At 70.2% G+C, this 13,258-nt stretch carries 12 protein-coding genes; all 12 read left to right on the top strand.

Annotation, left to right across the window (positions count from 1 at the left end; genetic code table 11):
* Window positions 1-80 precede the first annotated feature (80 nt).
* Entirely contained in the window at window positions 81-1,367 is a 1,287-nt protein-coding gene (locus tag AOK15_RS32515) for a dihydroorotase (protein WP_055521909.1), read from the top strand.
* Window positions 1,364-1,930, top strand: coding sequence for a PH-like domain-containing protein (locus AOK15_RS32510; RefSeq protein WP_055521908.1), 567 nt, complete (start codon window positions 1,364-1,366; stop codon window positions 1,928-1,930). The genes AOK15_RS32515 and AOK15_RS32510 overlap by 4 nt, the downstream gene beginning before the upstream one ends.
* Window positions 1,927-3,069, top strand: a complete 1,143-nt coding sequence (carA, locus tag AOK15_RS32505; protein ID WP_055521907.1) for a glutamine-hydrolyzing carbamoyl-phosphate synthase small subunit — start codon at window positions 1,927-1,929, stop codon at window positions 3,067-3,069. Before AOK15_RS32510 ends, carA begins: the two co-directional genes overlap by 4 nt.
* On the top strand, window positions 3,062-6,370 hold the full coding sequence (gene carB / locus AOK15_RS32500) for a carbamoyl-phosphate synthase large subunit (RefSeq protein WP_055521906.1): 3,309 nt from the start codon (window positions 3,062-3,064) through the stop codon (window positions 6,368-6,370). The genes carA and carB overlap by 8 nt, the downstream gene beginning before the upstream one ends.
* Before the next feature lie 95 nt (window positions 6,371-6,465).
* On the top strand, window positions 6,466-7,575 hold the full coding sequence (locus AOK15_RS32495; RefSeq protein ID WP_055521905.1) for a quinone-dependent dihydroorotate dehydrogenase: 1,110 nt from the start codon (window positions 6,466-6,468) through the stop codon (window positions 7,573-7,575).
* A complete protein-coding gene (pyrF, locus tag AOK15_RS32490) occupies window positions 7,572-8,420 on the top strand; it encodes an orotidine-5'-phosphate decarboxylase (protein ID WP_055521904.1) in 849 nt (282 codons plus the stop codon). The genes AOK15_RS32495 and pyrF overlap by 4 nt, the downstream gene beginning before the upstream one ends.
* Window positions 8,421-8,719: 299 nt before the next feature.
* On the top strand, window positions 8,720-9,043 hold the full coding sequence (locus AOK15_RS32485; RefSeq protein ID WP_003977346.1) for an integration host factor: 324 nt from the start codon (window positions 8,720-8,722) through the stop codon (window positions 9,041-9,043).
* Window positions 9,044-9,101: 58 nt separating this feature from the next.
* Window positions 9,102-9,695, top strand: a complete 594-nt coding sequence (gmk, locus tag AOK15_RS32480) for a guanylate kinase (RefSeq protein WP_055521903.1) — start codon at window positions 9,102-9,104, stop codon at window positions 9,693-9,695.
* Window positions 9,696-9,746: 51 nt separating this feature from the next.
* The gene (gene rpoZ, locus AOK15_RS32475; protein ID WP_055521902.1) at window positions 9,747-10,016 is read left to right on the top strand and encodes a DNA-directed RNA polymerase subunit omega; all 270 of its coding nucleotides are present in this window, start codon (window positions 9,747-9,749) and stop codon (window positions 10,014-10,016) included.
* A gap of 163 nt (window positions 10,017-10,179) precedes the next feature.
* Window positions 10,180-11,382 (top strand): bifunctional phosphopantothenoylcysteine decarboxylase/phosphopantothenate--cysteine ligase CoaBC, encoded by a 1,203-nt coding sequence (gene coaBC / locus AOK15_RS32470; protein WP_055521901.1) that lies wholly within the window; start codon window positions 10,180-10,182, stop codon window positions 11,380-11,382.
* Window positions 11,383-11,622: 240 nt separating this feature from the next.
* Window positions 11,623-12,831 (top strand): methionine adenosyltransferase, encoded by a 1,209-nt coding sequence (gene metK, locus AOK15_RS32465; RefSeq protein WP_055521900.1) that lies wholly within the window; start codon window positions 11,623-11,625, stop codon window positions 12,829-12,831.
* 145 nt (window positions 12,832-12,976) lie between these two features.
* Window positions 12,977-13,258, top strand: a 282-nt coding sequence (locus tag AOK15_RS32460; protein WP_478078817.1) for a primosomal protein N' family DNA-binding protein, incomplete at its 3' end; no start/stop codon positions are given.

The raw sequence follows: 13,258 nt of genomic DNA, 5'->3' as shown, positions 1-13,258 counted from the left end.
CGCCCGCCCGTCGCCCACCACCACCCTTCCAACGAGCGCTCCGCGCACACCCCTTTCGCGGCCGAGGAGAAGTAAGACAGATGAGCAAGATCCTGATCCGTGGTGCGAAGGTGCTCGGCGGCGAGCCGCAGGACGTGCTGATCGACGGCGAGACCATCGCCGAGGTGGGCACCGGGCTGTCCGCCGAGGGCGCCGAGGTCGTCGAGGCCGGCGGCAAGGTCCTCCTGCCGGGCCTGGTCGACCTGCACACCCATCTGCGCGAGCCCGGCCGCGAGGACTCCGAGACGGTCCTCACCGGCACCCGGGCGGCGGCCTCCGGCGGCTACACCGCCGTGTTCGCCATGGCCAACACCTTCCCGGTCGCCGACACCGCCGGCGTCGTCGAGCAGGTCTACCGGCTCGGCCAGGAGCACGGCTACTGCGACGTCCAGCCCATCGGCGCCGTCACCGTCGGCCTCGAAGGCCAGAAGCTCGCCGAGCTGGGCGCCATGCACGAGTCGGCCGCCGGCGTCACCGTCTTCTCCGACGACGGCAAGTGCGTGCACGACGCGGTGATCATGCGCCGCGCCCTGGAGTACGTGAAGGCTTTCGACGGCGTCGTCGCCCAGCACGCCCAGGAGCCGCGGCTCACCGAGGGCGCCCAGATGAACGAGGGCGTCGTCTCCGCCGAGCTGGGGCTCGGCGGCTGGCCCGCGGTGGCCGAGGAGTCGATCATCGCCCGCGACGTCCTGCTCGCCGAGCACGTCGGGTCCCGCGTCCACATCTGCCACCTGTCGACGGCCGGGTCCGTCGAGATCGTCCGCTGGGCCAAGTCCCGCGGCATCGACGTCACCGCCGAGGTCACCCCGCACCACCTGCTCCTCACCGACGAGCTGGTGCGCTCGTACAACCCGGTCTACAAGGTCAACCCGCCGCTGCGCACCGAGCGCGACGTACTCGCCCTGCGTGAGGCGCTCGCCGACGGCACGATCGACATCGTCGCCACCGACCACGCCCCCCACCCGCACGAGGACAAGGACTGCGAGTGGGCCGCGGCCGCCATGGGCATGGTCGGCCTGGAGACCGCCCTGTCGGTGGTCCAGGAGACGATGGTCAAGACCGGGCTGCTCGACTGGGCGGGCGTCGCGGACCGCATGTCGGTCACGCCCGCGCGCATCGGGCAGGCCGCCGGTCACGGCCGGCCCGTCTCGGCAGGTGAGCCCGCCAACCTCACGCTCGTCGACACGGCATACCGTGGTGCGGTGGACCCCGCGGGCTTCGCCTCGCGCAGCCGCAACACCCCGTACGAGGGCCGCGAGCTGCCGGGCCGTGTCACGCACACGTGGCTGCGGGGCAAGGCCACGCTCGTCGACGGGAAGCTCACGTGACACCTGTAATTCTGCTGGCCGCCCAGAAGGAATCGGCCGAGGTCACCAACTGGGCCGGACGCATCGGCTGGGTCGTCGGACTCGCCCTCTTCGTCGCCCTCGTCTACTGGCTGATGCGCGAGGGCTGGAAGTGGCGCGGCACGCTCCAGAGCGACCTGCCGGAGCTGCCCGCCGTGCCGGAGGAGCCCGGTGCGGCCAGACTGACGATGAGCGGCCGCTACCACGGCTCCACCACCGCCGGGCAGTGGCTCGACCGCATCGTGGCGCACGGTCTGGGCACCCGCAGCCGGGTCGAGCTCACCCTGACGGACGCGGGCCTGGACGTGGTACGGCCCGGAGCGACGGACTTCTTCGTCCCGCGGGAGGCGCTGCGCGAGGCCCGGCTCGACAAGGGCATCGCCGGCAAGGTCCTCACCGAGGGCGGACTGCTCGTCGTCACCTGGGCACACGGAGACAAGCTCCTCGACTCCGGGTTCCGCTCCGACCACGCGGCCGAACACAACGAGTGGGTCGAGACCCTGAACCAGATGATCAAGAAGACGGAAACGGAAGGCGCACGATGACGACCTCCACTAGGGGAGCCACCAAGGTTCCCGCGGTACTCGTCCTGGAGGACGGCCGGACATTCCGCGGCCGCGCCTACGGGGCCGTGGGGGTGACCTTCGGCGAGGCCGTGTTCTCCACCGGTATGACCGGCTACCAGGAGACCCTCACCGACCCGTCGTACCACCGCCAGGTCGTCGTGATGACCGCCCCGCACGTCGGCAACACCGGCGTCAACGACGAGGACCCCGAGTCGAAGCGGATCTGGGTCGCGGGCTACGTCGTACGCGACCCCGCGCGCGTGCCGTCGAACTGGCGCTCCCGGCGCACCCTCGACGAGGAGCTCGCCCAGCAGGGCGTCGTCGGCATCAGCGGCGTCGACACCCGCGCCCTCACCCGCCATCTGCGCGAGCGTGGCGCCATGCGCGTCGGCATCTTCTCCGGCAACGCCCTGCCCGACGAGGGCACCATGCTCGCCGAGGTCCGCCAGGCCCCCGAGATGAAGGGCGCCGACCTCTCCGCGGAGGTCGCCACCAAGGAGCCCTACGTCGTCCCCGCGATCGGCGAGAAGAAGTTCACCGTCGCCGCCGTCGACCTCGGCATCAAGGGCATGACCCCGCACCGCATGGCCGAGCGCGGCATCGAGGTGCACGTGCTGCCCGCCACAGCGACCGCCGACGAGGTGTACGCCGTGAACCCCGACGGCGTGTTCTTCTCCAACGGCCCCGGCGACCCGGCCACCGCCGACCACCCGGTCTCCGTGATGCGGGCGGTCCTGGAGCGCGGCACCCCGCTGTTCGGCATCTGCTTCGGCAACCAGATCCTCGGCCGCGCCCTCGGCTTCGGCACCTACAAGCTGAAGTACGGCCACCGCGGGATCAACCAGCCGGTGCAGGACCGTACGACCGGCAAGGTCGAGGTCACCGCGCACAACCACGGCTTCGCCGTCGACGCCCCGCTCGACAAGGTCTCCGAGACCCCCTACGGCCGCGCCGAGGTCTCCCACGTGTGCCTCAACGACAACGTGGTGGAGGGGCTCCAGCTCCTCGACCGCCCGGCTTTCAGCGTCCAGTACCACCCCGAAGCGGCAGCCGGCCCGCACGACGCCGCCTACCTGTTCGACCGCTTCGTATCCCTGATGGAGGGCCAGCGTGCCTAAGCGCACCGATATCCAGTCCGTCCTGGTCATCGGCTCCGGCCCGATCGTCATCGGCCAGGCCGCCGAGTTCGACTACTCCGGCACCCAGGCGTGCCGCGTCCTCAAGGCCGAGGGCCTGCGCGTCGTCCTGGTGAACTCCAACCCGGCGACGATCATGACCGACCCGGAGATCGCCGACGCCACCTACGTCGAGCCGATCACCCCCGAGTTCGTCGAGAAGATCATCGCCAAGGAGCGCCCCGACGCACTGCTCCCGACGCTCGGCGGCCAGACCGCGCTCAACACCGCCATCTCGCTCCACGAGAACGGCGTCCTGGAGAAGTACGGCGTCGAGCTGATCGGTGCCAAGGTCGAGGCGATCCACAAGGGCGAGGACCGCGACCAGTTCAAGCTGGTCGTCGAGGCGGTCAACGCCAAGATCGGTCACGGCGAGTCCGCCCGCTCGGTCATCTGCCACTCCATGGACGACGTCCTCAAGGGCGTCGACGCGCTCGGCGGCTACCCCGTCGTCGTCCGCCCCTCCTTCACCATGGGCGGCGCCGGCTCCGGCTTCGCGCACGACGAGGAGGAGCTGCGCCGCATCGCCGGCCAGGGCCTCACCCTGTCGCCGACCACCGAGGTGCTCCTGGAGGAGTCCATCCTCGGCTGGAAGGAGTACGAGCTGGAGCTGATGCGCGACAAGCACGACAACGTCGTGGTCGTCTGCTCCATCGAGAACTTCGACCCCATGGGCGTGCACACCGGTGACTCCATCACCGTCGCGCCCGCGATGACGCTCACCGACCGCGAGTACCAGGTGCTGCGTGACGTCGGCATCGCGATCATCCGCGAGGTCGGCGTCGACACCGGCGGCTGCAACATCCAGTTCGCGGTGAACCCCGAGGACGGCCGGGTCATCGTCATCGAGATGAACCCCCGTGTCTCGCGCTCGTCCGCCCTCGCCTCCAAGGCGACCGGCTTCCCGATCGCCAAGATCGCTGCGAAGCTCGCCGTCGGCTACACGCTGGACGAGATCCCGAACGACATCACCGAGCAGACCCCCGCCTCCTTCGAGCCGACACTCGACTACGTCGTCGTGAAGGCCCCCCGCTTCGCCTTCGAGAAGTTCCCCTCCGCCGACTCCTCGCTCACCACGACCATGAAGTCGGTCGGCGAGGCCATGGCGATGGGCCGCAACTTCACCGAGGCCCTGCAGAAGGCCCTGCGCTCGCTGGAGAAGAAGGGCAGCCAGTTCACCTTCGTCGGCGAGCCCGGCGACAAGGCCGAGCTGCTGCGCGAGGCGGTCCGCCCGACCGACGGGCGCATCAACACCGTCATGCAGGCCATCCGCGCCGGCGCCACCCAGGAGGAGGTCTTCGAGTCCACGAAGATCGACCCCTGGTTCGTCGACCAGCTCTTCCTCATCAAGGAGATCGCGGACGAGCTGGCCGCCGCCGACAAGCTCGACCCCGACCTGCTCGCCGAGGCCAAGCGGCACGGATTCTCCGACCAGCAGATCGGCGAGATCCGCGGGCTGCGCGAGGACGTCGTGCGCGAGGTCCGGCACGCGCTCGGCGTACGCCCGGTGTACAAGACGGTCGACACCTGCGCCGCCGAGTTCGCGGCGAGGACCCCGTACTTCTACTCCTCCTACGACGAGGAGAGCGAGGTCGCGCCCCGCGAGAAGCCGGCCGTCATCATCCTGGGCTCCGGCCCGAACCGCATCGGCCAGGGCATCGAGTTCGACTACTCCTGCGTCCACGCCTCCTTCGCGCTCAGTGACGCGGGCTACGAGACCGTGATGGTCAACTGCAACCCGGAGACCGTCTCGACCGACTACGACACCTCCGACCGCCTGTACTTCGAGCCGCTCACGCTGGAAGACGTGCTGGAGATCGTGCACGCCGAGTCGCTGGCCGGCCCCGTCGCGGGCGTCGTCGTCCAGCTCGGCGGCCAGACCCCGCTGGGCCTGTCCCAGGCGCTCAAGGACAACGGCGTACCGGTGGTGGGCACCTCCCCGGAGGCCATCCACGCCGCCGAGGACCGCGGAGCCTTCGGCCAGGTCCTCGCCGAGGCCGGCCTCCCGGCCCCGAAGCACGGCACGGCGACCACCTTCGCGGGCGCCAAGGCCATCGCCGACGAGATCGGCTACCCGGTCCTCGTCCGGCCGTCGTACGTCCTCGGCGGACGCGGCATGGAGATCGTCTACGACGAGGCGCGCCTGGAGTCGTACATCGCCGAGTCGACCGAGATCAGCCCCTCCCGGCCCGTCCTCGTCGACCGGTTCCTCGACGACGCGATCGAGATCGACGTCGATGCCCTCTACGACGGCGAGGAGCTGTACCTCGGCGGCGTCATGGAGCACATCGAGGAGGCCGGCATCCACTCCGGCGACTCGGCGTGCGCCCTGCCCCCGATCACCCTCGGCGGCTTCGACATCAAGCGCCTGCGCGCCTCCACCGAGGCCATCGCCAAGGGCGTCGGCGTCCGCGGACTGATCAACATCCAGTTCGCGATGGCCGGTGACATCCTCTACGTCCTGGAGGCCAACCCGCGCGCCTCCCGCACCGTCCCCTTCACCTCGAAGGCGACCGCGGTGCCGCTCGCCAAGGCCGCCGCCCGGATCTCGCTGGGCGCGACCATCGCCGAGCTGCGCGAGGAGGGTCTGCTGCCGAAGAACGGCGACGGCGGCGAGCTGCCGCTGGACGCGCCGATCTCCGTCAAGGAGGCCGTCATGCCGTGGTCGCGCTTCCGCGACATCCACGGGCGCGGCGTCGACACCGTCCTCGGCCCGGAGATGCGCTCCACCGGCGAGGTCATGGGCATCGACTCGGTCTTCGGCACGGCGTACGCCAAGTCGCAGGCCGGGGCGTACGGGCCGCTGCCCACCAAGGGCCGCGCGTTCATCTCGGTCGCCAACCGCGACAAGCGCTCGATGATCTTCCCGGCGCGTGAGCTGGTCGCCCACGGCTTCGAACTGCTCGCCACGTCCGGCACGGCCGAGGTGCTCAAGCGCAACGGCATCAACGCCACGGTCGTGCGCAAGCAGTCCGAGGGCACCGGCCCGAACGGCGAGAAGACCATCGTCCAGCTCATCCACGACGGTGAGGTCGACCTCATCGTCAACACCCCGTACGGCACCGGCGGCCGCCTCGACGGCTACGACATCCGTACGGCCGCCGTGGCCCGCTCCGTGCCGTGCCTGACGACGGTCCAGGCGCTCGCCGCGGCCGTCCAGGGCATCGACGCGCTCAACCACGGTGACGTCGGGGTGCGCTCACTCCAGGAACACGCCGAACACCTGATCGCGGCCCGCGACTAGCAGCCCTGAGGGGGACACCGGAAACGGTGTCCCCCTCTTCATGAGGACACCTGTCATGAGGACGTGAGCCCTCATGAGGACCCGAGGACTTCGAGATGTACAAGCTGTTCTTCCGTCTGGTTTTCACCCGGATGGACCCGGAGGAGGCCCACTACCTGGCCTTCCGCTGGATCCGCCTCGCCGCACGCGTCCCCGTGCTGCGCACCTACCTCGCGGCCGCGCTCGCGCCCCGCCACGAGGAACTGCGCACGGAGGCGTTCGGCCTGCGCATGCACGGCCCGTTCGGGCTGGCCGCCGGCTTCGACAAGAACGCCGTCGCCGTCGACGGGATGTCGATGCTGGGCTTCGACCACGTCGAGATCGGCACCGTCACGGGCGAGGCGCAGCCCGGCAACCCCAAGAAGCGGCTGTTCCGCCTGGTCGGCGACCGAGCGCTGATCAACCGCATGGGCTTCAACAACGAGGGCTCCCTGGCCGTCGCCGCCCGACTGGCCTCCCGCAACCCCGTCTTCCGGACGGTCGTGGGCGTCAACATCGGCAAGACCAAGGTCGTCCCCGAGGAGGAGGCCGCCGCGGACTACGTGAAGTCCACCGAGCGCCTCGCCCCGTACGCCGACTACCTGGTCGTGAACGTGTCCTCGCCCAACACGCCGGGTCTGCGCAACCTCCAGGCCACCGAGGCGCTGCGGCCCCTGCTGACCGCCGTCCGCGAGGCCGCCGACCGCACGGTGCGCACCCGCCGGGTGCCGCTGCTGGTCAAGATCGCCCCCGACCTCGCCGACGAGGACATCGACGCCGTCGCCGACCTCGCCGTGGAGCTGGACCTGGACGGGATCATCGCCACCAACACCACCATCGCGCGCGAGGGACTCGGCCTGACCTCCGAACCCTCCCTCGTGAAGGAGACCGGCGGGCTCTCCGGCGCCCCGCTGAAGGCCCGCTCCCTCGCGGTCCTGCGCCGCCTCTACGCGCGCGTGGGCGACCGGATCACCCTGGTGGGCGTCGGCGGCATCGAGAACGCCGAGGACGCCTGGCAGCGCATCCTCGCCGGTGCCACCCTCGTCCAGGGCTACAGCGCCTTCGTCTACGAGGGCCCCTTCTGGGCGCGCGCCGTCCACAAGGGCCTCGCCGCCCGGCTGCGCACCAGCCCGTACGCCACCCTCGCCGACGCGGTCGGCGCCGACGTGAGGAAGAAGACGGCATGACCGAGCCCTTCGGCGCGCGACTGCGCCACGCCATGGACGAACGCGGCCCGCTCTGCGTCGGGATCGACCCGCACTCCGCCCTGCTCACCGCCTGGGGCCTGAACGACGACATCGCGGGCCTGGAGCGCTTCAGCCGGACCGTCGTCGAGGCGCTGGCGGGCCGGGTGGCCGTGCTCAAGCCGCAGAGCGCGTTCTTCGAGCGCTTCGGCTCGCGGGGCATCGCCGTCCTGGAGAAGTCCGTCGAGGAGGCGCGGGCCGCCGGTGCCCTGGTCGTCATGGACGCCAAGCGCGGCGACATCGGCTCCACCATGGCCGCGTACGCCGAGACCTTCCTGCACAAGGACGCGCCGCTGTTCTCGGACGCGCTGACGGTCTCGCCGTACCTCGGCTACGGCTCCCTGAAGCCGGCCGTGGACCTCGCGCGGGAGCATGGCGCCGGGCTGTTCGTGCTGGCGCTGACCTCCAACCCGGAGGGCGGCGAGGTACAGCACGCCGTGCGCACGGAGGACGCCGCCGGACGGGACGTCGGGGCGACGATGCTGGCGCACCTGGCCGCCGAGAACGCGGGGGAGGAGCCCCTGGGGTCCTTCGGTGCCGTCGTCGGCGCCACGCTCGGCGATCTCTCGTCGTACGACCTTCAGATCAACGGACCTCTCCTCGCGCCCGGCATCGGGGCGCAGGGGGCCACCCCGTCCGATCTCCCGGCGGTCTTCGGGGCGGCCGTGCGTCATGTGGTGCCCAATGTCAGCCGGGGTGTTCTTCGTCACGGTCCCGACGTCGTCGCGCTGCGTGACGCCTCGGATCGTTTCGCGGACGAGATCAGGGCCGCCGTGGAGGCCGCCTGAGACCTCCGATGAGTGCTCCGTCGGCGCTTACCGGACGGCTTGAGTCTGAATACATCCTCAAATCCGGGGCAGTATGCGGCTTATGTCCGACTCCAGGGAGGCTGACCAGGACTTTTCCGCTGTTCTCGCTGACTCTGGCGGAGTTGGCCGCTAGTCTCCGACGAGTGAGGGCACCTCCCACGCCCTCCAGGCAGTACGGGGAGAACGGGCAGGCGTGTTGCTCGTACTCCCCAGGTGTGGGGCGACTAGGTTCCTCACCGGTCCGTATCCGACAGTTCGACATCCGAGGTGACGTAGGCGTGGCTCTTCCGCCCCTTACCCCTGAACAGCGCGCAGCCGCGCTCGAAAAGGCCGCCGCGGCTCGCCGGGAGCGGGCCGAGGTCAAGAATCGACTCAAGCACTCCGGCGCCTCCCTGCACGAGGTCATCAAGCAGGGCCAGGAGAACGACGTCATCGGCAAGATGAAGGTCTCCGCCCTCCTTGAGTCGCTGCCCGGCGTGGGCAAGGTCCGCGCCAAGCAGATCATGGAGCGACTCGGCATCTCCGAGAGCCGTCGTGTGCGCGGCCTCGGCTCCAACCAGATCGCATCCCTGGAGCGTGAGTTCGGCAGCACCGGTTCCTGATCCGGGTACTCCGGACAGGAAGTCCCGGGCACTCCGGGATTGCTGGAATAATCGCTGCATGGCTGCAACATTCCGGGGGACGACCCCCGAGCCCCCGGACGTACGTCCGCGGCTGACCGTGCTCTCCGGCCCCTCGGGGGTCGGCAAGAGCACGGTCGTCGCCCATATGCGCAAGGCACACCCCGAGGTCTGGCTCTCGGTGTCGGCGACGACCCGCAAGCCCCGCCCCGGCGAGAAGGACGGCGTCCACTACTTCTTCGTCACCGACGACGAGATGGACAAGCTGATCGCCAACGGCGAGCTGCTGGAGTGGGCCGAGTTCGCCGGCAACCGCTACGGCACCCCGCGGGGCGCCGTGCTCGAACGCCTGGAGCGCGGCGAGCCGGTCCTGCTGGAGATCGACCTCCAGGGCGCCCGGCAGGTCCGCGAGACCATGCCCGACGCCCAGCTGGTGTTCCTGGCCCCGCCCTCCTGGGACGAGCTGGTCCGCCGGCTCACCGGCCGGGGCACCGAACCGCCCGAGGTGATCGAACGCCGCCTGGACGCGGCCAAGGTCGAACTCGCGGCCGAGCCGGAGTTCGACGTCACCCTGGTCAACACCTCCGTCGAGGACGTGGCTCGCGAGCTGCTAGCCTTGATGGACGTTGTGTGATCGTCACTGACGATGCACACTGAATCTTTCCCATCCATCGGAAGGTAGAGCGTGTCCTCTTCCATCTCCGCGCCCGAGGGCATCATCAACCCGCCGATCGACGAGCTCCTCGAGGCCACGGACTCGAAGTACAGCCTCGTGATCTACGCGGCCAAGCGTGCCCGCCAGATCAACGCGTACTACTCGCAGCTCGGCGAGGGCCTCCTCGAGTACGTCGGTCCCCTCGTCGACACGCACGTCCACGAGAAGCCGCTCTCGATCGCCCTGCGCGAGATCAACGCGGGTCTGCTGACGTCCGAGGCCATCGACGGCCCCGCGTAAGCAGAACACGACGGTTTCCTCGGATAGTCATATCCGCGGACCGCGGTAGGTTTTTCCATAGGCCCGGCAGCGCGACTGTCGGGCCTGTGGTGTGTGATGGGTGCGTACGCCGAGAGCCGCGGTGTACGTCGGTCAGGTTCGGGTTCGAGTGCGGGGAGGCCCGGTGGGCAAGCCGAAGGTCGTTCTGGGGGTCAGCGGTGGCATCGCCGCCTACAAGGCGTGCGAGCTGCTGCGCCGGCTGACCGAGTCCGGGCATGACGTGCGGGTCGTGCCGACCGACTCCGCTCTGCACTTCGTCGGTGCAGCCACCTGGTCCGCGCTCTCCGGCAACCCGGTCTCCACCGAGGTCTGGGACGGCGTCCACGAGGTGCCACACGTCCGCATCGGCCAGGAGGCCGACCTCGTCGTCGTGGCCCCGGCGACGGCCGACATGCTCGCCAAGGCCGCACACGGCCTCGCCGACGACCTGCTGACCAACACCCTGCTCACCGCCCGCTGCCCCGTCGTGTTCGCCCCCGCGATGCACACCGAGATGTGGGAGCACCCCGCCACCCAGGAGAACGTGGCGACGCTGCGCCGCCGGGGCGCCCTCGTCATCGACCCGGCAGTGGGCCGACTGACCGGCGTCGACACCGGCAAGGGCCGGCTGCCGGACCCCGCCGAGATCTTCGAGGTCTGCCGCCGGGTGCTCGCCCGCGGCACCGCCGGACCGGATCTCGCCGGACGGCATGTCGTGGTCAGCGCCGGCGGCACCCGCGAGCCCCTCGACCCCGTCCGCTTCCTCGGCAACCGCTCCTCGGGCAAGCAGGGATACGCCCTCGCCCGCACGGCCGCGGCCCGAGGCGCCCGGGTCACCCTGATCGAGGCGAACACCGGGCTGCCGGACCCGGCGGGCGTGGACGTCGTCCGCGTCGGCACGGCGGTCCAGCTGCGCGAGGCGGTGCTCAAGGCGGCGCCGGACGCGGACGTGGTGGTGATGGCGGCCGCCGTGGCGGACTTCCGCCCGGAGACCTACGCCACCGGCAAGATCAAGAAGAAGGACGGCCAGGACCCCGAGCCGATCGTCCTGGTCCGTAATCCGGACATCCTCGCCGAGATAGCGGCCGACCGCCCCCGTCCGGAGCAACTGGTCGTCGGCTTCGCCGCGGAGACCGACGACGTCCTCGCCAACGGCCGCGCCAAACTGGCGCGCAAGGGCTGCGACCTCCTCGTGGTGAACGAGGTGGGGGAACGCAAGACCTTCGGCTCCGAGGAGAACGAGGCCGTGGTGCTGGGAGCCGACGGGAGCGAGACGGCCGTGCCGTACGGTCCGAAGGAAGCCCTGGCCGACACGGTGTGGGACCTGGTCGCGCACCGGCTGGGCTGACTGCTCCATTCGCGCCACGGACCGTGAACAGTCCGCAACTTAGGGGTGTGGCGACCCTGGCGGACAGCGACGGCCATTGGGCAGAATGCACGTGCCGCAGGTCACAGAGCTCCCGAGAGGCGAGACAGGTGGGCCGGTGGTCGAGACCGACCGATAAACTGTTCACGGACGACGCCGGGCGCAGCCCCCGTCCCGTCCGCCAATGATCAGCCAGCAGCCGCTGCAACCACAGGGAGCGTTGTGTCCCGTCGCCTGTTCACCTCGGAGTCCGTGACCGAGGGTCACCCCGACAAGATCGCTGACCAGATCAGCGATGCCATTCTCGATGCACTGCTGCGCGAGGACCCCACGTCCCGCGTCGCGGTGGAGACGCTCATCACCACCGGCCTGGTGCACGTGGCCGGCGAGGTCACGACCAAGGCCTACGCGCCGATCGCCCAGCTCGTCCGCGACACGATCCTGGCCATCGGCTACGACTCGTCGAAGAAGGGCTTCGACGGCGCGTCCTGTGGTGTGTCGGTGTCGATCGGCTCCCAGTCCCCGGACATCGCGCAGGGTGTCGACACGGCGTACGAGAACCGGGTCGAGGGCGACGAGGACGAGCTGGACCGCCAGGGCGCCGGCGACCAGGGCCTGATGTTCGGCTACGCGACGGACGAGACTCCGACGCTGATGCCGCTGCCGATCTTCCTCGCGCACCGTCTGTCCAAGCGCCTGTCCGAGGTCCGCAAGAACGGCACCATCCCCTACCTGCGTCCCGACGGCAAGACCCAGGTCACCATCGAGTACGACGGTGACAAGGCGGTCCGTCTCGACACGGTCGTCGTCTCCTCGCAGCACGCCAGCGACATCGACCTGGAGTCGCTGCTCGCCCCGGACATCCGCGAGTTCGTGGTGGAGCCGGAGCTGAAGGCCCTCCTCGACGACGGCATCAAGCTGGACACCGAGGGCTACCGCCTCCTGGTCAACCCGACCGGCCGCTTCGAGATCGGCGGCCCCATGGGCGACGCCGGCCTCACCGGCCGCAAGATCATCATCGACACGTACGGCGGCATGGCCCGCCACGGCGGTGGTGCCTTCTCCGGCAAGGACCCGTCCAAGGTCGACCGCTCCGCGGCGTACGCGATGCGCTGGGTCGCCAAGAACGTGGTCGCCGCGGGCCTCGCCTCCCGCTGCGAGGTCCAGGTTGCCTACGCCATCGGCAAGGCCGAGCCCGTCGGTCTCTTCGTCGAGACCTTCGGCACCGCGAAGATCGACACGGACAAGATCGAGAAGGCGATCGACGAGGTCTTCGACCTCCGCCCCGCCGCGATCATCCGCGATCTCGATCTGCTCCGCCCGATCTACGGCCAGACCGCCGCGTACGGCCACTTCGGCCGTGAGCTCGCCGACTTCACGTGGGAGCGCACGGACCGCGTGGACGCCCTCCGTGAGGCGGCGGGTCTGTAGCACGCGGAACCCCGCGGTTCTTTCCGAGGCCCGGTGTCCCCTCTGGGGGCGCCGGGCCTCGGCGTTGTCACCGGGCCGAGGGCGCCCGCCGGTTCCGGACCCGCGGGCGCCGTCGGTTGTCAGTGGAGTTTGGGAGAATGCTGGCGTGAGCAGCGAGGACGGGACGCGTGGTGGTGACGCGGGGGGTGCGGGGCCGGAGCAGCTCGCGCTCATTCGGGAGGCCGTGAAGAAGGCCAGGGCGCCGCGGGCCAAGCCGCGGACGTGGCGGGGGGCCGCCCTGGCGAAGGAACTTCCGGTCGCCCGGGTGCTGGTCGACAAAGGGGTGCTGCATCTCGACCGGTACTTCGACTACGCCGTGCCCGAGGAGTTGGACGCCGTCGCGCAGCCGGGGGTGCGGGTGCGGGTGCGTTTCGGGGCCGGGGGGCGC

It is taken from the genome of Streptomyces ossamyceticus, from assembly GCF_001418475.1.
GTDB classification, from domain to species: domain Bacteria; phylum Actinomycetota; class Actinomycetes; order Streptomycetales; family Streptomycetaceae; genus Streptomyces; species Streptomyces ossamyceticus.
Note: the sequence above shows the minus strand (reverse complement) of the source record. Positions and strands in the feature narration are given on the sequence as shown.